Source organism: Seonamhaeicola sp. NFXS20, from assembly GCF_049132085.1.
Taxonomy (GTDB): Bacteria; Bacteroidota; Bacteroidia; order Flavobacteriales; family Flavobacteriaceae; genus Seonamhaeicola.
In genome coordinates, this window is record NZ_JAFMPU010000004.1 from 202,859 (window position 1) to 223,950 (window position 21,092).

16 protein-coding genes are annotated in these 21,092 nt (G+C 35.2%); 5 read left to right on the forward strand and 11 right to left on the reverse strand.

From position 1 onward, the window contains the following. On the reverse strand, positions 1-222 hold the full coding sequence (locus J1D01_RS08420) for a DUF6943 family protein (protein ID WP_421150511.1): 222 nt from the start codon (positions 220-222) through the stop codon (positions 1-3). Between the two features lie 389 nt (positions 223-611). On the opposite strand from J1D01_RS08420, the gene J1D01_RS08425 reads away from it, so the two are divergent. Beyond that, positions 612-863 carry a hypothetical protein gene (locus tag J1D01_RS08425; RefSeq protein WP_421150512.1) on the forward strand — a complete coding sequence of 84 codons (252 nt, stop codon included), beginning with the start codon at positions 612-614 and terminating at the stop codon, positions 861-863. Positions 864-1,316: 453 nt separating this feature from the next. Here J1D01_RS08425 and J1D01_RS08430 read toward each other — a convergent pair whose 3' ends face one another. The 9 genes from J1D01_RS08430 to dinB all read right to left on the reverse strand — a co-directional run bounded on the left by J1D01_RS08430 (position 1,317) and on the right by dinB (position 15,271). Continuing rightward, the gene (locus tag J1D01_RS08430) at positions 1,317-1,700 is read right to left on the reverse strand and encodes a hypothetical protein (RefSeq protein ID WP_421150513.1); all 384 of its coding nucleotides are present in this window, start codon (positions 1,698-1,700) and stop codon (positions 1,317-1,319) included. Positions 1,701-1,725: 25 nt separating this feature from the next. After that, positions 1,726-4,848, reverse strand: a complete 3,123-nt coding sequence (locus J1D01_RS08435) for a type I restriction endonuclease subunit R (RefSeq protein WP_421150514.1) — start codon at positions 4,846-4,848, stop codon at positions 1,726-1,728. Next, positions 4,848-6,302: an ATP-binding protein gene (locus J1D01_RS08440; RefSeq protein WP_421150515.1), complete on the reverse strand. Its 1,455-nt coding sequence runs from the start codon at positions 6,300-6,302 to the stop codon at positions 4,848-4,850. The genes J1D01_RS08435 and J1D01_RS08440 overlap by 1 nt, the downstream gene beginning before the upstream one ends. A 118-nt stretch (positions 6,303-6,420) precedes the next feature. Further along, positions 6,421-7,581: a restriction endonuclease subunit S gene (locus J1D01_RS08445; protein ID WP_421150516.1), complete on the reverse strand. Its 1,161-nt coding sequence runs from the start codon at positions 7,579-7,581 to the stop codon at positions 6,421-6,423. Continuing rightward, entirely contained in the window at positions 7,578-9,191 is a 1,614-nt protein-coding gene (locus J1D01_RS08450; RefSeq protein WP_421150517.1) for a type I restriction-modification system subunit M, read from the reverse strand. The genes J1D01_RS08445 and J1D01_RS08450 overlap by 4 nt, the downstream gene beginning before the upstream one ends. A gap of 201 nt (positions 9,192-9,392) precedes the next feature. After that, positions 9,393-10,664 carry a type II toxin-antitoxin system HipA family toxin gene (locus J1D01_RS08455; protein WP_421150518.1) on the reverse strand — a complete coding sequence of 424 codons (1,272 nt, stop codon included), beginning with the start codon at positions 10,662-10,664 and terminating at the stop codon, positions 9,393-9,395. 3 nt (positions 10,665-10,667) lie between these two features. After that, on the reverse strand, positions 10,668-10,931 hold the full coding sequence (locus J1D01_RS08460; RefSeq protein WP_421150519.1) for a helix-turn-helix domain-containing protein: 264 nt from the start codon (positions 10,929-10,931) through the stop codon (positions 10,668-10,670). Between the two features lie 153 nt (positions 10,932-11,084). Beyond that, a complete protein-coding gene (locus J1D01_RS08465; RefSeq protein ID WP_421150520.1) occupies positions 11,085-14,039 on the reverse strand; it encodes a DNA polymerase III subunit alpha in 2,955 nt (984 codons plus the stop codon). Between the two features lie 17 nt (positions 14,040-14,056). Continuing rightward, positions 14,057-15,271 carry a DNA polymerase IV gene (gene dinB, locus J1D01_RS08470; protein ID WP_421150521.1) on the reverse strand — a complete coding sequence of 405 codons (1,215 nt, stop codon included), beginning with the start codon at positions 15,269-15,271 and terminating at the stop codon, positions 14,057-14,059. Positions 15,272-15,370: 99 nt separating this feature from the next. Here dinB and J1D01_RS08475 point away from each other — a divergent pair, with 99 nt between their 5' ends. Then, entirely contained in the window at positions 15,371-16,144 is a 774-nt protein-coding gene (locus J1D01_RS08475; RefSeq protein WP_226544720.1) for an XRE family transcriptional regulator, read from the forward strand. A 4-nt stretch (positions 16,145-16,148) separates the two neighbouring features. Here the strand turns inward: J1D01_RS08475 and J1D01_RS08480 are convergent, their stop codons facing one another. After that, entirely contained in the window at positions 16,149-16,883 is a 735-nt protein-coding gene (locus J1D01_RS08480; protein ID WP_421150522.1) for an SOS response-associated peptidase, read from the reverse strand. Positions 16,884-17,281: 398 nt separating this feature from the next. On the opposite strand from J1D01_RS08480, the gene J1D01_RS08485 reads away from it, so the two are divergent. From J1D01_RS08485 to J1D01_RS08495, 3 genes are read left to right on the forward strand one after another with little or no spacing between them, the layout of a single operon-like run. Further along, positions 17,282-18,049, forward strand: a complete 768-nt coding sequence (locus tag J1D01_RS08485; protein WP_421150523.1) for a trypsin-like serine peptidase — start codon at positions 17,282-17,284, stop codon at positions 18,047-18,049. A 49-nt stretch (positions 18,050-18,098) separates the two neighbouring features. Further along, positions 18,099-19,085 (forward strand): hypothetical protein, encoded by a 987-nt coding sequence (locus tag J1D01_RS08490; protein ID WP_421150524.1) that lies wholly within the window; start codon positions 18,099-18,101, stop codon positions 19,083-19,085. Position 19,086: 1 nt separating this feature from the next. Next, complete coding sequence (locus tag J1D01_RS08495) at positions 19,087-21,045, forward strand: hypothetical protein (protein WP_421150525.1); 1,959 nt, start codon at positions 19,087-19,089, stop codon at positions 21,043-21,045. Positions 21,046-21,092 lie beyond the last annotated feature (47 nt).

Below are 21,092 nucleotides of genomic sequence, written 5' to 3' on the forward strand. Positions count from 1 at the left end.
CTAATATAGCAAGTCCACTTTAAAAAATTGTCCGATTTGTAACATTAAGGTGAGGTGAAACAGGTGGTTACAACTATGCACTGACTTGGCAATAATAACAAAGCAATTGGGACAGGGCTTTTTTAGAGGCTTACCGGCATTTAATCCTTTATTAAGCACAAAAAAATGCGGTTGAAGATAAGTCTTTCCGGGTTGATGGGTTTTGATGATAAACGTTTGCATGGGTATCCAATTTAAAATTAAGCGCCTCGCGCATCATTTTTCATCAGCACCCTAAAAAAGACAGCCTCTGCATTTGTGGCGTGGGAAAGCTGTCCAGTTTTTTTCAAAAAATACTACTGAATACAAACCTATGCTTTTACCCATTTGGCTTATTACACCATAATTATTACTACTTATAACCGCTTTACTAAGTGGAGATTTTTTGAAATACCCGGAGGGCTTGAACTTTACAGCTTAAAGCGCTGGCCGAGGTGCGCCACATACCTTTGCTTGCTTTTTTGGGATTGGTATTTTGACAATTATATCGTGTAAAACCCAACGCTATTACCAAGGTTACCTCAGCATCTTTTATAATGAATTTAGTGGTTTATTAGATACTGTTATAGACTATGCTTTTTGATGATAGCGCAGGTAAAACAGCCTTGAGCTATTCGGCTGGACAAGATTTAAAACCGATGCGCGGTTTAGGTTTTAGTGTGGAGCGTATTGGTTTTAAATTTTGTACAAAGCTTGCGAGCCGCCTAGCGAGTGGCGCTAGGGTGGTACAAAAGGCAGACTTTTGCCAAAGGTGGTTTGTAGCTATGTTTGCTGCGAAGCTTAGGCTTTTTGTAATTTTTTTTACACAAAAAGGCGGTGCGTAGCAGCATGTACACGAGGCTTACCTTAGACTTGCCAGAGCCCAGTAAGGGATTTAGAAAGGGATGGCGGCGGCGACCTAAGCGTGAAAGCCGAAGCCCGTGGCGCCCTGTAGGCGAGCCAAATTATGGGTAGTGGTTGCTTGTTTTGGGACGCCTGGAGGTACGGAATGGCGTTGCAACACAAGTAAAGGAACTACCGTGACAACTGACCGAGGTGCGAAAAACGTGTGCCCAACTGTTTTAATTACACTTTGGGCAAACGCAATTGGATTTACGCTTGGTGGGGTTTGCCTGACTTTAATAAAAACACCCCGAGGGCTTTATAGCTCTTGTTTTAACTTTTAAAATAATATGGTATAAAACAAGTGCTATACAGGTTTGGCGCAGGTTTTGCCAACGACCGAAGGCGGAACACCGCTTTACCTGCTAAACACATGATTACTTATACATATATAACTAAAGTTTCATTTTAAGAATATTAGAATATAAAACAGAAATTTGTTCGAAAGATAAGTTTGATATATCCACATCCCAATAAAAATAGTAGACTTTATTAGGTTGCGTATAATGCTTATGCAGTACAAAACATATATTATTAACCTTAGCAAATATAGAATTATTTAAAAGCGTTGTTATACTAGAAGCAATATCTTCACCCAAATTGGAAAGTGGATATTTTAAAGTTATAGTATCCTTGGTAATGAGCACATCAAATTCTAATATTGGAAAACATTTAGTAAAAACGTAACTATCCGCAGCAACGAATGACGTATTCTTAATATCCTTCTTCAAATGATTTGTTAACTTTTTAAAATAAGCTTTACCGTATTTAGATATCATTTTTTATTTTATTAATGCATTAAACTTATATGCCATTTGAAAACATTTCAGCCAAAGCTTCTCCTTGGGCTAATACTTTATCGGCTTCCATTTTGGCTATATCTGGTGGGTAACCGTAACGCATTAGTATTTTCTTTACGGTTAATCTTAATTTTGCTCTCACATCGTCTCTTTTACTCCAATCGACTGTAGCATTTTTTCTGATAACATCAACAATAGTGTGAATCAACTCTTTCATTTTATCGTCTTCTAAAAAGTTAGTTGATTCGTTTTGTTTTAAGACGCTATAAAACGCATATTCTTCTGGTGTTAAACCTAAATCTTCTGATTTGCTATCTTCAAGTCGCATTTCTTTTGCGATTTCTGATAATTCAGCTAATACTTGAGCTGAATCTATTTGATTGTTATGATAACGTTTTACAACATATTCTAACATTTCAGAAAACTTTTTTCCTTGGGCTAAGTTTTTTGTTTTACGTATACTTACTTCATCACTCAATAGTTTTTTAAGCAATTCAAATGCAATATTTTTTTGTTGCATATTTTTTACTTCCAACAAAAACTCATCTGATAATATACCTACTGATGGTGCTTTTACACCTGCTGCTTCAAATACATCTATAACACCATCGCTAGACAATGCATCATCTACAATTTGCTTAATAGCTGTTTCTACCTCGTAATCTGATTTTACACCATTACTCGAAAACTTATTCAATCTTGCTTTTACAGCTTGAAAAAATGCGACACCATCTTTTAGTTTTTCAGCTTCTGGACTTGGAATTGACATTGCGAATAACTTTGACAATAGGGTCACTTCTTTTAAAAAGCGGTCTTTTAGTTTTTGGTCTGCTAAAATGAAGTTTTGTGCTCCCAACAACACTTGTAACTTTTGGGCTGTATCAACTTTAAAATATCGTTTAAAATCGAAACCATTAAACATTTGCTCTACGATTTCAAACTTCTCTTTCATACCTGCAATCGCTTCTTTTATATCTACAACGGGTGAACCTTCACCACCACTTTGTAAATACGTTGCCATTGCTTTACGTAGGTCTTGGCCAATTCCAATATAATCTACTACTAAACCACCTGGCTTATCTTTATACACTCTATTAACTCTTGCAATAGCCTGCATTAAATTTGCGCCTTGCATTTTTTTATCCACATACAATGTATGCATAATTGGTGCATCAAAACCTGTTAACCACATATCACGAACAATCACCAATTTTAGTTCATCATTGGTGTCTTTCATTCTTGTTGCTAAATCTTTTCTTTGATTTTTGGTGGTATGGTGTGGTTGAAATATTTCTGGGTCATCTGTAGAACTTGTCATTATTACTTTAATCGTTCCCTTATCTAAATCGTCATTGTGCCATTCTGGTTTTAAAGCTATAATTTCATTGTACAAGCGAACACAGATATTTCGTGTCATACCTACAATCATTGCTTTTCCTTCAAATACCTTTTGGCGTGCTTCAAAATGGGTGACTATATCTTTCGCCACATCTTTCAATCGGTCTGGATGCCCAACTACCGCATCAATAGTAGCAGTTTTCTTTTTGGCTTTTTCTATTTGCTCTTCGGTTGCCCCTTCAATATCGTTTATTTCATCATCTAACTGTTTAGATGTTTCTTCGTCGAGTTTAATTTTAATTAAACGGGATTCGTAGCTAATAGGAACCGTTGCACCATCATCTACCGCTTGTTTAATATCATACACATCAATATAATCACCAAAAACTGCTGGTGTAGATTTGTCTTCTTTTTCAATAGGTGTTCCTGTAAAGCCAATGTAAGATGCATTTGTTAACGCATCACGCAAATATTTGGCATTTCCGTATCTTATTTCTGAACCATCATCAGTTTCTACTACACGACCCGAAAAACCATATTGACTACGGTGCGCTTCGTCTGCCACTACCACGATATTTGTTCTATCGGATAAGGTTTCGTGCACGTTACCTTCTGCTGGTGCAAATTTTTGAATGGTTGTGAAAATTACACCACCACCAGAGACTTTTAATAATTGTTTGATGTGTTCTCTACTATCGGCTTGTACAGGTGTTTGCCTTAATAAGCCAATACAATTCCCAAACGTACCAAACAGTTGGTCGTCCAAATCGTTACGGTCTGTTAATATAACAATGGTTGGGTTTTCCATTTGCGGATGCGTAATAATTTGTCCGCTATAAAACACCATAGACAAGGATTTACCTGAACCTTGTGTATGCCAAACGACACCTACTTTTCTATCACCATCTTCAGAATGAGTTGCTCGTAAGGTTTGTGTTACTGCTTTTTGAACTGCGTAATATTGATGATAAGCTGCTACTTTTTTAATTTTTATTTGCGATACAATACCTGTGTCTTCATTTTTCTTTTCCTCTTTTTCAAATACCGTACAATAGCGTATTAGCTCTACTAATGTTTTTTTGTTCAGCATATACTCGGTAAGAATTTGCAATTGCGTTCTTACCTCGTTTGGCTCTTCTTTTGGTGCTTTCCAAGCAAGGAAACGTGAAAACGGTGCAGATACACTAGATGTTGTTGCATCTATACCATCTGAAATCACACAAATGGCATTGTAATAAAAAATGCTTGGTACTGCCTTTTTGTAATTCTGTATTTGGTCATAGGCTCTTCGTAGAGTTGCTTTTTCGCTTGTGGCGCTTTTGAGCTCTATAAATACTAAAGGTAACCCGTTAATATAAATAACAACATCAAAACGTTTTTCATTGTTATTTTCTTTAACTACCAATTGATTAACTACCCAAAAGTTGTTATTTTCGGGTTGCGCAACATCTAGTAATTTTACATTAATTCCTTTGGTTCTGCCTTCTTTAGTATATTCTACAGTTACACCATTGGTAAGTAAGGTATGGAAACGCTCGTTGTTTTCCATTATATCTTCTGTACCCAAATTGATGACCTTTTGGTAAGCTTCTAAACGTGCTGATTCTGGAAGTGTTGGGTTTAGTTTTTTTAACGACTCTTTAAACTGAGTTTCTAAGATTACCGAACTAAAACTCTCTCGTTTTGGATTATCACCAATAGGTGAAATGGCTGTACCGTTGTAATAGCTATAGCCTTGATTGACTAATTGGTCTATTAAAGCAAGTTCTATGGTGTTTTCGTTAAGCATTAATTCCAGTTATTAGATTTTAGTTCTATGGTATTTACACCTATGTTATAGGCATAGACTGCGGCAGGTACAAAAGTGATGTGTACATCATCTACTGTTTTATTATCCATCACATCTATGGTGGTTACAAGAGTTGCTGTAAAATTATTTTCTTTACAGAAATGACGTAAACTTTTTAACTCTTGCGGTTTATCTACAAAACGGTTACTCCATTTTATCTCTACACACCATTGTGGTTTAAACAGTTTATTATCTAGTAATACGATGTCAACTTCGCCCTCTTTGCGTCCCATTTTCCAGCGTGCATATTTTAAATCTAGATGCTCTCTATGCATCCACTGCGAAAAAATAGCCGTTTCTATCATATTGCCTGTTTCATTATCAGTCTCAATAATTGGTGAAAACAAGGCAGTACGTAAAGATGAATTGGTTAAATAGACTTTAAAACTCGTAATGCGTTTTAGTTTTTTTGCGGTTTCATTTACTTTATGAATGACTTTTATAAGAAAAGCCGCTTCTAGATATTCTAGATACTTTTTCAATAAATCTTTTGTAATCCCACTATCTTTTGCAAGACGTTCATACGAAAACTCATTACCAGAATTATAAGCAATGTAGGTAAAAAAACTGTTGAGTTCCTGTACATCTTTAATACCGTATAAACTCGGTAAATCTCGTAGTAAGACCTTGTCTACAATATCACTTTTTACATAGCGTCCCATATCACTTTGTATATGTTCTGATAGTACTACCTCTGGATAACCGCCATAATTTAAATAATGAAAAAACGCCTTGTTAAGCTCTTTTATATTATGTGTGGTGTAAAACGGAATGTCTTGCTGGTTATACCGTATGGTTTTTTGTTGTACTAGGTCTTGTAAACCTTTAAGGTGTATATACTCGTGAAAAGTAAGCGGTGGCAACATAAAATCTGTAAACCTACCTGCGCCACTTTCTGTGCTTTGTAAGCGTAATGCTGCAGCAGCAGAACCCGAAACTACAAACTTGGTTTTTGGGTAGCTATCTACCAGTACTTTAAGGTGGCGCTCCCAATCTTTTAAATATTGTATTTCATCAAAAAATACAAAACAACCCTCAAGATGGTCTAGCTGCACGGCTTCTTGTGCTAATAATAATACGTCTTCTAGCCCAAGGTGCATATAGATAGGATTATCTATACCTATAAAAAAAACATTTTTACGAGGCACACCTTCTTCTAGCAAGGCGTGTATGCTGTGATACATCATAACAGTTTTACCCACACGACGCGGTCCCATAAGTACTACCGCCCGTTTTATGTTAGTTTCTTTTACAAAGGGGTAAAACAAATCAAAATACAAGCGGCGCGACATATTTTGATACACCTCTTGCACAGTACCCGTAACCCACCAAGGGTTTTCGTAACGTAAACGCTCTATACGTTTTGATGTAGGAATAACAGTATCAAAAGCCATAATATTTCTTATTTACAACACAAATGTAATAATAAGCATTATTAAAACAACTTATTTTTACATTTTTATATATTTAAGTGTTTTATTGTGTTTCAAAACACTTAATTATACCATCTCATTAACTTTTAAACTCATTTACCCTAATTTGCCCACTCATTAATTTGGGTAACAAGGTATCTCTGGTTTGTTTGAGGGTTTGGATTTGAGACTCATTTACTAATATTTTACTGAAAAGAGAATCACAAATTGAGGTGAATTCTTTCATAACACTAGCTTTTGGAATTAATATTTTCTCTTGTTTAAAAGCTGGCACAGTTAGTTGCTGTTGAGTAGTACCAGTACTTAAAATATTTATATTCTTTAGATATAAATACAAATATTTACTTGAAATAAACTCTTGTACAGGAATAGCAACTACTAAACGAACAATTGGTACAAATGGCTCAAATCTTATACAAACATACCCTATTGTTCCTCTTGCAGAAACAGTTACACTCTCCTTTTCAATTTTAGGTTTATCTGTAAAACCATAAAGCCCCTTATTATTTATACCATTAGAGTATATAGGTGTATTAAAAAAATCAGTTCTTTCTTCAGAAACCTTTTTTGGTTTATCTCCTCCAGCAGATAATATAGATACTTCATCTAAAGTTTTATAATCCCACCCCTCAGGTAATTCATCACCAACTTGATATTTGCCAAACCATTCTTTAAAAATAGTTTGTGCGGTTTGCTCTAGGGTGTTGTTTTGGGCTTGTAGGTTTTCTATTTTATCATCAAAAGCACTGAGGATGTTGGCTATTTCTTTTTGTTCTTCAATGTCTTTTGGGTATTTAAACTCAATGGTTTTAAATGCTCCGTGATTTAAATCCTTTTGAACTGAACCAGCTGCAACTTTTTGGACATAATTGTATACACGTCTATCTTTTAAATACCAGTATAAATAACTCCAATGTAATTTTTCATTTGGTATGACCTTGAAGCTATTATTATGTAAAATCCCAAACTTGTTTTTAAAAACTTCACCAACTTGTCCTGTTCTTGTAAAAATCACATCATTTTTATGAATAATACTTTTTTCAGGAACTAAATCAGGATTTGCATATTGGTCTATTGTTTCATTTATTAGATTATTTATTTTCAACAAAGGAATACCTTCATTCTCACTTGATAAAACGTGTTTAGTCTTTGCATTAATAGCAACTCCTTGTGCAAGTTCTACCAACTGCCCAATTGTGGTTTGTATCCAACCATTAGGTATGTCAGTTACATTACTCATAAACGCATTCCAATTTTAGCCAGTTGTGTCGCAATTTCTTGATTTAGTTGTTGCTCTTTGTCCATTTGTTCTTTTAAAGTAGCTGTCAACGACTGCATTTTATCTTCAAATGGTATTCCATCGTCTTCTTCATCTGGAATGCCTACATAACGCCCAGGTGTGAGTACGTAGCTGTGTTTTTGTATCGCTTCAAGCGTTGCAGATTTACAGAAGCCTTTTTCATCTCGATACAATTCGTTCGTGCCTCGTGAATCACTCGATGTGACAAGGTGAGTCTCTTGGCTATCGTTTTGAGACCTCTCGCCTCTCGACTGCGCTCGAGGTGACACGCTCGAGGTGACAGTTTTATTTCTCCAGTTTAAATAGGTGTCTCGTATTTTGGCGATGTCTTCTTCGGTGAAGTCTCGGTGTACACGAGATTTCATATAGCCCATTTCGGAAGCATCTATAAAAAGTACTTCTTTGCTGTGGTTGCTTTTTTCTCTGCGTAAAAACCAAATACAAGCAGGAATCCCTGTGTTGTAAAACAGTTGTTTTGGTAAAGCCACGATACACTCTACCAAATCGTTATCGACCAAATTTTGACGTATATCACCTTCACCAGAAGTATTAGAACTTAAAGACCCATTAGATAAAACGGTTGCCATTACACCTCTTGGTGATAAGTGATACAACATATGTTGCATCCAACCGTAATTGGCGTTTCCGTTGGGTGGTGTTCCGTATTTCCAACGGGCATCATCTGCTAAAATATCTACGCCCCAATCTTTTTGGTTAAACGGTGGATTGGCAAGGATAAAGTCGGCTTTTAAATCTGGGTGTGCATCTTTTAAAAAGGTTCCTTCGTTATTCCACACCACAAACTTACTGTTTATGTTACGTATGGCAAGGTTCATTTTAGAGAGTTTCCACGTGGTATGGTTGCTTTCTTGTCCGTACACGGTAATGTCTTTTATGTTCCCTTGGTGTTCGGTAACGAATTTTTCACTCATTACAAACATACCACCAGAACCACTTGCAGGATCGTACACACGCCCTTTGTAGGGTTCTATCATTTCTACCATTAATTTTACAATGGCTTTTGGTGTGTAGAATTGTCCACCTTTTTTACCTTCGGCATTCGCAAATTCGCCCAAGAAGTATTCGTAAACTCTACCAAAAAGGTCTTTAGAGTTTTCGTTTTCGGCTTGTAACTCTGTATTAGAGATTAAATCTATAAGTTCTCCTAACGAAGTTTTATCTAAGTTGGCTTTACCATATACTTGTGGTAATACGTTTTTAAGCTCTGTGTTTTCTTTTTCTATGGCTTCCATAGCTTCATCTATAGTTTGCCCAATAGAAGGCAATTTGGCTTGAGCGTGTATGTGGCTCCAACGCGCTAGTTTAGGCACAAAAAAGGTGTTTTCGGCGATGTACTCGTCTCTATCTTCTGGGTCGCTCCATTCGTCTTCCTGTAGTTTGTGATAGAGCTCTGTAAAAGATTCTGAAATGTATTTTAAGAAAATTAAACCGAGTACTACGTGCTTGTATTCGGCAGCATCAATGTTTTTACGTAGTTTATCGGCAGCTTTAAATAGTTTCTTCTCGAAACTGGTGTCTGTTTTTGGCATTTATGATTATATGTTAATTGATTGGTTGAATTATTAAATGTAAACATCTTAAATAAATAATCAATATACAAAATGATAAAATTTGTAAGATTTGTATTCCAAGTATTTGTTTTTCTATTACAAATAGATATGATTTGGCTAAGGCAAGCTTTATTTAATTGGTTCGTTTGGTCTGTTATCTCTAAAATATGCGTGAGTGATTTATTTACTATATTCTATTACTGTTAATTCTTTTTGAATGGCTTTAGTAATCTTTTCGGGTATTTCTAACTCCGTTGCAAGTGCTGACCATTGTGGAATTAGGGCTTGGACCTCTTTAATAATTCCTTTAGGGTTTTTAATGGCAAACTCCTCAGCCATGGTTAATAGGTCATTTATTGTAATATTTGTACGTTTACCGTTAATGGATAAGGCTCTGGATGTAGTTTTAAACGTGAATAGCGGATTTAGGGCATAAGTTAGATCGTATGCAGGGGCTAAATTCCAGGTATTATTATCTTTATTATAGATAAAGCTATGATTTTTTAAATGGTCGTCTACATTCTTAAACACGAGATTAAACACCATACGTTTGAATAGTTGCTGTATATCTTTATGAGGCACCTCTAGACTTAAGGCTACTTTAAAAACATTTTCATAAGATGAATTTTCAGGTTGACTTTTAAAGTCCCATCCCGTTAAACCAGTTACTGTAAGCACGTGCTGTTTTTCACCGTTTTGTCTGTCGTATCTAAGGGTTGCAAAATGTTTGTTTTCTATAAGCTTTGATGGCATCATATTTATGCCTGCTTCTTGGGCTAATAGGTAATAGGCATATTCTACTTTTTCTTTATTATACCCATCGCCATCATCTATATGTAATTTTACTAAATAGTGATTATAGGCGTCGCTAAATGCTCTATCACCAGCAATAATTTCACCAGTTTCTTTATGTTCAGATATTAATATTTTAGGTCTTGCCCCACCCGCTGAGGTTCCTATTTTGAATACATTAAGTAGGGCTAATTCGCTGAGGTTTTTACCGGTTGTGTCTTCTTTTAGTTTTAGAACTTTTTCTAAAATAGTAATTACCTCATCTAAGTTAACCTTTGTTGCGTTAGGCAACTCTTTGACCGGTTTATATTCTAGTGCGCCCATACCACGGTCTGCCACATAGGCCAGTTGCTCAAGGGGTGTTACTTTTTGAATTCCTCGTGATGTAAGCCATTCTTGGAATATTATATTCCCAAAAGTATCCGGTAAGGAATCCGCAATCATAGGCGGTAAGCCTTGAAAGGTGTCTTGTTGGAATTCTGTGAATACTTGCACTTGTTTAGTACGTTTGAAAATAAAGGGAAATAGTTTTGAATACTTACCCGAATCTAAGAATTCAGGGTTATATTGAAAAACGGATTTACCTTGATCTGGATCGTAGCCTAATTTTCCTATTTCTAGGCCAAAGGCCATAAGCTCTATAATTTTATCTCTGGCCATTTATTAATAGAGTGATATATTGTTTTGGTTTGTAATGGTTTTATCTATTTCTTTTGTAATAGCTTGCAACAGCCCAAAATGATTTGCTACTTTTAATACATTGTCGAGTGTAGCATTTTTACCATTTTCGATGTTTTGAATGGTTGTGCTTGAGACCTCTAGAGCCTCCGCTAAATCTTCTCGAGACAGGTTGTTTGATTTACGAAGTGCTTTACACGCCTCACCAATCTTAATTTTCACCCCTTTTATTGTTATTACCTCTAACATATTATTACCATTATATTGGTTAAATATATGGTTTTTGTGTAAAAATAACCAATTTATTGGTTAAAATATTGATTTCACTATTAGTATAACTTTATGAATACGTTTTTAATTATAGATACTTTGGAGAACGTATGACCCCATTTTTAACTTGCCTTAGCCTCTAGGGTCTGGAATGATTTGTAGTTTTCTGGACCAGGTGATATCGAGGCTATAGAAATCGAAATCGGCGGTCACTTTACCATAGCAAGCATACACCCCTAAACCGTGGATGGGATATTTTTCGACTACCTTAGTGAAATGTACGGTATCGAAATATTGCCCCTCTTGATCTATAAAGGTGCAAAAGCGAATGCGTTTGCCTTGGCTTGTTTTATGAAAGCGGGTATTTACCAAACTGCCATAGAGCAATACCTTTTTATTGTTAAACTGCTTTAGTTGTTTGGCTTTAATGTGTGGTTGTAGTTTTTCGTTAATTAGCTGGAAGTACGAGCATAATGGGAAGCCCAGGAGTTCCATTTGGTCGTAAGCCTCTTCGATAGCAGTGGTTTTTAAGGTTGGTAAGGTAAATTGTTTTTGTTGGGGCTTGAACAGTTTTGCCTGTGGTGTATTTGCTTTATTGGCATTGCATTTAAAAATGGCTTGCCATAGCAGTTCTGTTTTGGGTTGCCCCGTAAAGCGCAAAGCATTGCTACGAATTAAGATAGTGAGTTGCTCGATGCTTATAGGCACGCGGTCTATAAGATCGTCTAAAGATTTGTATGCTCCATTAAAATTACGTTCGGTGAGCAGTCTTTTTATAACTATTTTTTCGAGGCTTTTAAGGTAGCCCAAACCGAGGTAGATGGTTTTATGTTGTATGCTATTTTCGAATTGGCTGGTATTAATACAGGGAGGTTGTATGCTAGCTCCACACATTTTAGCCTCATGTATGTAATGCTCTGCACTGTAAAAGCCTCCGCCATTATTTAGCACAGCAACCATAAATTCGAGGGGATAATAGCATTTTAAAAAGAGGCTTTGATAACTCTCTACCGCATAAGAGGCCGAATGGCCTTTAGCAAAAGCGTAGCCTGCGAAGCTTTTAATTTGGTTCCATACGGTTAGGGTGAGTTCTTGGGTATAGCCTTTGGCTTTACAATTGGCAATGAATTTTTGTTCGACAGCGTTAAACTCGGCTCTGGAGCGAAACTTACCGCTCATACCACGACGAAGTACATCGGCTTCCCCTAGGGTTAAATCGGCAAACTGGTTGGCTACTTTAAGCACATCTTCTTGATAGACCATGATACCATAGGTTTCAGGCATAATTTCAAGGAGTTTAGGGTTGGCCTGCGATCTGGTTTCGGGGTAGCGTTGGCGCTTGATAAATTCCTGTTTCATACCCGAACTAGATACACCGGGGCGAATGATAGAGCTGGCTGCTACAAGCCCCAAATAATCTTGAGTTTGTAGTTTTTGCATGAGTCCGCGCATGGCAGGAGATTCGACATAGTAGGCCCCAATAGCGCGCCCGTTTTTTAAAAGGGCGTTAATATTAGGGTCTTTTTTAAAAGTTTCAATTTGGTTGATATCGATGGGTAGTGCCTGGGGTTGGTTGTATTTAATAATTTCAAGTGCCTCTTTAATTTTTGCTAGTCCGCGTTGGCCTAAAATATCGAATTTAAAGATGCCTGCATCTTCCGCAATAATCATATCGAATTGCACGGTAGGAAAGCCTTTAGGCGGCATATTTGTTGCGGAATAATAGTGTACCGGTTTTTGTAAAATGAGAATGCCACAAGAGTGTACACTAACATAGTTAGGAAAGCCTTGAATGAGTTTACCATATTTCACCACAAGACTAGCCATAGTATCGAGGGGTTTAGTACTCTGTTTCTCTGCAGCTAAACGATCGATTTCCTCTTTAGGCAAGCCGAATACTTTGCCTAATTCGCGCACTACAGCCCGATATTTAAAGGTATTATAAGTGGCTAATAAGGCCACGTGATTGAAGCGTTTAAAGATATATTGGGTGATATCTTCGCGGTCTTTCCAGGAGAAATCGATATCGAAATCGGGTGGAGAGGCTCGGTATGGATTTATGAAGCGTTCGAAATATAAATCGAGTTCAATAGGATCAACATTAGTAATACCAATAATATAGGCAACAATACTATTAGCACCACTACCCCGCCCTACATGTATATAACCTTTGGATTTGGCATAGCTAATAATATCGTAATTGATGAGAAAATAGGACACAAAATCCATAGCCTCAATGGTTTCCAACTCTGTTTTCAAACGCTGTTTTACTTTATGAGATGGATTGCTATAGCGTTTAGCTAGGTTATTATAACACAGTTGCTTTAAATACTTAACATCCTCTTTTTTAGACCCTAAATACGTTTGTTGGTTTTGAGCTACCCGGTTTTCGCCAAACGCAAACATGATATTGCATTGCTCGAAAAGGTGTTTTGTATTTTCCCAGATGTATGGGTATTGAGCATAGGCTTGCTTTAGTTCGCTTAGTGGCCACATGATATCGGTAGGGTTACACTCCTCTGCTTTATCGAGTTTGCTAAGTAAAGTATTCTTATCGATAGCCCTTAGTAAGCGGTGTGCATTAAAATCTTTTTTATTACGAAGGGTTACTTGCTGCTGTATAACGAGCTTATCTTTAAAGTTTATGTATTTGGTAAAGGGTAGTTTACGGAGTTCGTTAACCGATACACCAATATACTCGTAAGATTTAAAGTGTGTGACGTTTTCCTCTAAAACCGTTTCAAACGGATAGATGATAACGCTGTTTTTAAGCTCAGGCGCACGGTTAGGTACAGTAACGTTATTGTGATTATAGGACGCACTTAAGCTATTTAGCTCGTAAAACCCTTGATTATTTTTAGCTATCCCTACAAATTTTTGTGCTGCTCCATTTCTAAAATCGATACCTACAACCGGCTTTATATTGAATTCTTGTGCTTTACGACAAAAATTTAAGCACGCTGAGGTATTATTTATATCGGTTAGGGCTATGGAAGAGCAACCGTATTGTGAGGCTAACTCTAAAAGCTCAATTTCGGAAAAGGTTCCGAAGCGTAAGGAATAATATGTATGACAATTAAGATACAAGGCTATGGATTACAGATTTATTGTGTACGATGTGCTAATACAATAGGAGGTTCGCCATTAAATGGGTTTTGTACACCGCCAATGGATTTTGCCCCTAAGGCTGACGCTTTTTTTACGCTGTGTTCGCCAAAACGATTGCGAATTTTATCCATGGCATTATAGAGGTTTAGCATTTCTTGAGTATCGTCAAACAAATCAATTTGATAGCTCCCTGATACCAGGTTACTAAGCTTTACGCCCACAAGCCTAATTAATAGTCGGCGTTGGTAAAGTTTTTCAAACAGTTCTAAAACACGAGGTATAATAACGTGGTCTGCACTAGAATAAGGAATTTTCATTTGTTTGGAGTAGGTATTAAAATCTGAATACCTGATTTTAATACTAATGCAAGCGGCTAATTTATTTCCGTTTCTTAACTGATAGGCTAAACTTTCGGCCATGGCAAAAATGGTGGTTCTAAGCATTTTCATATCGATGGTATCTTTACCAAAGGTGCGCTCCATGGATATGGATTTACGTTCGTGAAACGGAATAAGCGGTGGATTATCGATACCCAAGGCACGTTTCCAAATGGTACGTCCGTTTACCCCAAGCACACTGGTTAACATTTCCACAGGCATTTGCTGAATGGTGCTTATTTTATCGATACCCAGATTCCGAAGTATTTGATACGTTTTATTACCTACGGAAGGGATTTTTTTAATAGATAGGGGTGCTAAAAAAGGTTTTTCGAAACCTTGATCTATGCACAACCTATTGTTGGGTTTCGCTTCGCCAGTAGCTACTTTAGACACTATTTTATTCGCCGAAAGCCCAAAGGAAATTGGGAGGCCGGTTTCTTTAATAATGGTATGCCGTAGTTCGGAAGCATATTTATAACAACCATAGAATTTATCCATTCCGGTTAAATCGGCATAGAATTCGTCAATACTGGCTTTTTCAAACAGGGGTACATTTTGCTTAATGATGTCTGTAACCTGGTGAGAATATTGGGAGTATATGGCGGCATTACCACGAATAACCACAGCTTCGGGGCATAAACGACGAGCTACTTTCATGGCCATACCAGAATGCACCCCAAACTTACGAGTTTCGTAACTGCAAGCGGAAACCACCCCCCTATCACCAGTACCCCCAACTAAAATGGGTCGTTTTTGTAAACGGCTATCCATCAAGCGTTCGCAAGACACAAAAAAGGTGTCGAGATCCATATGTAAAATATTTTTCTTCACGTTACAAAATTAGCTACAAATACAATCTTTTATTGCTTATATTTGTAGCAAAAAAGCTTTTTTAACAATCAAAGCACATCATTTAAATCTGTTTCACACATGTCTATGATAACCAAAAACTTAAAGCATTTACGGCATTTAAAAGGCTTAACACAAGAGGTTCTTGCAGAAGATTTACAGGTGACTCGCTCGCGTATAAGCTCGTATGAGGAAGGACGGTCGGCCCCAACGATAGACTTTTTAATTGCGGTATCGGATTATTTTAAACTGCCTATTGATATTTTGTTGCGTAACGATTTAACGAAGGGTCGTGATGCCTCGTTTATAGAAGTTGGACAGCAGCGTGTACTTTTCCCCATTACGGTGGATAGTGATGATGATGATTTGATTGAAGTGGTACCCGTAAAAGCTAGTGCTGGGTATTTGGCCGGTTATGATGACCCTGAGTATATTGAGCAGCTACAGAAAATAAAATTGCCGTTTTTGCCTACCGGCAAGCATCGTGCTTTTCCTATTAAAGGGGATTCGATGTTGCCCATGAAACCTGGGGCTTATGTTATAGGGCGTTTTGTGGAAAGCAGGCAGGATATTACTAGTGGGCGTACTTATGTATTAATTACCAAAGATGAGGGTATGGTTTATAAGCGTGTGTATAACCAGATTGCTGATAATAACACCTTGCGTTTGGTGTCTGATAATACCGCCTATGCCCCTTATGAGGTATCTATTGATGATGTGCTAGAACTTTGGGAGTTTACCTGTAGTATAAACACCCAAGAGTATGATGAAAAGGAATTGAAGATTAGCAGTATCATTCAGCTTTTTACGAATCTTGGTGTGGAGCTAAAAGCTTTAGAACGCTTAGTAGAATAGTATTTTAGTTAAAGTTTACGCCTTCGTACTGCACCTCATCGCTAATTTCTTTATAGTTGCTATCGACCTTAGGGCTGAATAAGTCTTTGCTTACTGTGTAGGCTTTTAAATGGCTATCGGGGTAATTGTATTTTGTTATGTCGGTTATATCGTTTTCATTAAGATTGGGCTGTAACCACTGGTTTGCTAATTCTTGATTAAGCATTAGTGGTTGCCTTTTTTTTAGGTTGTGTACTTTTGTCAGTAATGGAGACGCTTCTTTTGTTATGATGGCAAAGGTTATGTAGGTGTCTATTACCGTGTAAATACCTGCTAAGGCTAAAGGTTGCTCTTTTTTATCTTTTATAAATACGGGGTATTTCTTTTTGTTATGTTCGTGAGGCTCGAAAAAGCCAGTAACCGGTATGATACACCGCTGTTGGTGTATGGCTTCTTTATATATAAAATGGCTAGTAAGTTTTTCTGACCTGGCATTTAATCCGCCACCATACTTTACAGCCCCTTTATAATAGTCTAAAATTTGATTGCTTAGTTTATCGCTTGGCACTATGCCCCATACGCCTGGTGCTAGCACCTCTTTATTTTGCTGTGGTATAACTAGCATATTGGGGTGTGAGAATCCGTTAAGGTGGTATTGCGGCTTATCGAAAATCTGCCTGAGGTTTTCTGAGCTTAATTTAACCTTAAAGTGTTTTTCTAAAATGTTGGTTTTAGCTGTTGCTGCTGTATGGAAGCACATTATAATTGTTTTACTTATTAAATATAATGAAAAGCAACATTACTTTTATGCTCTTTTTTGTAGAATTTTAAATAACAAAACTAGACCAATACCCCTTAATAAGCTAAAAATCAGATATTTATTTTTTTTTGTACGCAAAAAAGTTGTAGATTTAAACTCTTCCTTTTTATTACAATAGCACTTTTACCGATTATCCCCTATTGGGTTACTTTAGGTGTGTATGCACCTCACCTGATATTGCTATAGTTTACCATTTTGCCTTTGGTGATTTGTATTCTATCTTGATGGGCTAGCTTTATAATGACCGAAGTTTATTGGTTATTATTTGTTGGGTTGAGTTGGATAATAGGCATGAAATTAATGATAATACGGGTTGGCAACAATTAAAAACTACTACTATGAATAAAACTATTTTGACATACATCTTGATTTTAATTTGTTCCTTATCATTTTCGCAAGATAAAAATTGTGGACCTCATGGACTTGGGCTGGAAAATAAAAGAATTAATATTATGGATGGAAAAGAGCTTACCAGTCCATACAATGGAATTATTCATTTAAAAATTAAGAGACTATTTAGTAGAAGTAATCTTTCAACAGCTTCATTTATTAAAAACGATTTAATAATAACAGCAAATCATAATGTAATGTGTAGTCCATTTATTACTAGAATTGAAATTTTCGTTAATAATAAATGGATTAAATTAAAAAAGAGAAATGTAAGAATCTATCATTACCACCAAGGAATATTTCATAATAGAAATAAAGATATCGCAATTATAAAAATAAAAAATGTTAGTGTACTCGAAGGTCTTAATATAACCAATTTTAATATTAAACCATATGCAAGTATTCCAACCAATGAAAAAAACGATTTTCATACAACAGGTTTCCCTTCTGATCGTCCAAATATTTTGGTAGACAAAAGTGGTTCTTCGAGTGAATTTGTATTAGATAATTCTAATAATATAATAGGTTACAATAATTTATATACATGTAAAGGGGATAGTGGAGCGCCTTTATGGTATCAAAGCGATAATAAATTTTATTTGTTAGGCATACATCATGGAAAAAAGAATATAAAAAAGGAACAAAATACAACTATGAATTCAAGTATTTTGATTACACCACAAGTCGAAAAATGGATTTTTGATAAGTATAACTAACATGACTTTTTAAATGTGTTTTGTTCAATAACACTATGATAAAACAACTATGAAAACTCTATTAAAACTCAGAAGCTACTTTTTACTTTTTTTTGTTCTTTCTTGTTGTGGACAAGAAACCGAAAAAGAAATAATTGAAACTGAATATTATAGTAGCTATAATAACACTGAACTAAAAGTAAGAGAAGAAGTCGAAAAATCAACAATTAAGTATGATTCAATTATTAAAAAAACTTTAAGTTTAATAGGACTGCCTGACGCAGATATTGAAATTAGAAAAACTAGACGTTTTGGTGCTTATGCGTCAATTTCAAAGAACTGTAAAAGGAGATTTTTCTTATATAACGAAGCTTTTTTTGATTCGGTAGTTGCTGTTACTAATTCATATACACCCATAAAAAGTATATGTTACCATGAGATAGGTCATCATTTATATAGACACCCATTAATAAGAAGAAGAGAAATAAAAAGATATGAGTTACAAGCTGATAGATTTTCTGGATTTCAAATGAGACTTTTAGGTGCAACTTTAGAAGAAAGTATTGCTGCTATGAAACATTTTGGTGATGATGAAGATACTAATACACATCCAAATAAATTTACACGAATGAAAGAAATAGAAGCAGGTTATATAGATGCAAGTATTAGGGTTTTCAATGAAACTAAATATATAGAAAGAGACAGTTTACTGCAAAATGCTGAAATCATGTATGCTTTTCAAGAGGTAACCAAATTAAATAAAGACTTTAAAGGTTTCAATAAAAATGACTTCGAAAAAAATGGCATACTCAGTCTTGAAATAAGTATTAAACTGGAGCTATATAATTTTTTAGGAAGTATAATAATTTCAAATAAAAATGATGAAATTTTTGACCTCGCAACAAACGAAAAAATAGGAGTCATTATTAAACCCTATCCTGATGCAAAATTTGAATTTTTAAAAATTGACACTTCAACATATAAAATTGAAGATGGAATTATTTATTCTATGAATCAAATAGGAATACCAATAAAATTAGGAACTAAAATCAACTAACATGAAAAAAATACTGCTATTAATTATCACTATCCTTACATTTCAGCATGTTAAATCCCAAAACGCATATTACGATGCGCTATTTTTAAAAACCTTAAGTTCAGCTAGTTTAGATGAAGTTAAAAATACTGATGGTCAAGGAATATTTCTTTCCGATGAAGAAAAAATACAGATTGATTATGCAAAAGATTTTTTAAGAAACCCATTTAAAGATTTTAGTACTGATTTTGATGTTTCATCCGTAAGAAGTGCGATAAATAAATACAATAAAGTTTTCGAAATTACAGACGGTTTGGGTTTTCTTGATGGAGGAGCATTAGGAATTATAGCAAACGCTATATCAGGAGATTTCTCATTAAATTCAGAAGACCAAACAAAAATACTGGATGGCTTAACAAAATATTATGCTGAAGAATTTAAAAAGGCACAATTGCTAACCTATATGCAGACCTTTGAAAGCATAATTGGTGAAATTGGTGAATTACAAGTTTTATTTCCAAACACTTACGACAAACTTAAAAATACTAATCCTTCAAAATTTCCTGAATTAGGTGATGAATACAAAGAAATATTCAATCAAGACCTTAAAAACTTGATATACAATCTAACAAAACATATCGATACACATAAAAGTACTGATACAGAATTAGAAAGCAAATTAAAATTCTTAACTAGTTCTAATATAAATACAATAAAGGGCACACCTTTTTATGGCTCATTAAAATTATCTGCTGATATTGGTTCTAAACTTATCAATAATTATCATCCAGTGGACTTATTTAACTTCTTAGATGACAAGCATTATAAAGAAAATTATATCGGGAGCAAAGTGTTAGATGAACAATTAGGTGTAATAATACATGGTGTGAATATATTTCAAAGAAATATAATGGATACCACTAAAGTTAAAAAAGAACAATTTTCAAATGTTTGGCTGAATCACGAAAAATTCAATAAAATTAATACAGTACAAGAATGGAGTTATTTTGCAGGACTTATTTACCAGCAAGACAAAACTTTTTTTAAAAAAATATTATTTGATCCCAATAAAGCTGGATTCAGTTTTTCCGTAACACAAATTAAGTCTATAAAAGAAAAGTATAATCTGCTTCTTTCCTCATTAAATGAAATACAAGAATTCAGAAATAACTTAACAGAAGATAACTTAAATGATAATTATCTTGAGTATATGAAAATTGTCACAAATGTTTTCAAAAGTGCTAATTATAATAATTCTGATATATCAAAGTTCTTGAGTATTTCAAACTATGCATTGCATTTATATGACAATGCAAGAAGCAAAGAATATAGCAATTCAATTCATTATTTAACATTGATTTTAAATGAATTCCTAGGAGATAATGCTTCATATCTAGAAACGATTCAAAAGATTGATCAATACGGTTCTTTTATGACTGATGTAATCGATAGTAAGGATTCGGATGAAGTAAAAGAAGTAATAAAGAAACATGTTGCACCACCTGCTAGTTTTATGCTTAAACGAGAGTATGCATTTACTCTTTCTGTAACTGGACAACCGGGTTACTTTGTAAGTGGAGAATACTTAGAGGGTGAATGGGGATTTGTATCAGGAATAACTCTTCCTTTAGGTTTAGAAGCAACATTCAAATTAAATCATGGTCAAGACAACAGCGCCTCATTAGGTGTTTTTGCTCAAGTCATTGATTTAGGAGCTATGTTAAATTTTCGAGTTTCTGATGAGACATCAACTCTTCCAGACACAATAGAATTTAGTCAGATTTTTTCACCTGGAGTCTCTATAACTTATGGGTTTAAGAATTCACCAGTCACTATCGGATTAGGATATCAATACACACCAGAATTAAGAGAAGTAACATTAGATAATGGTAATTCGATAATGCCAAATGGAAATAGATATTTTCTTAGACTTGGATGGGACATACCATTATTAAATATAGCGAAAAGTAAAAAGAAATAACAGTTGCCAACAATGGTAACCGTTGCACAACCCTTTAAAAAGGTAAA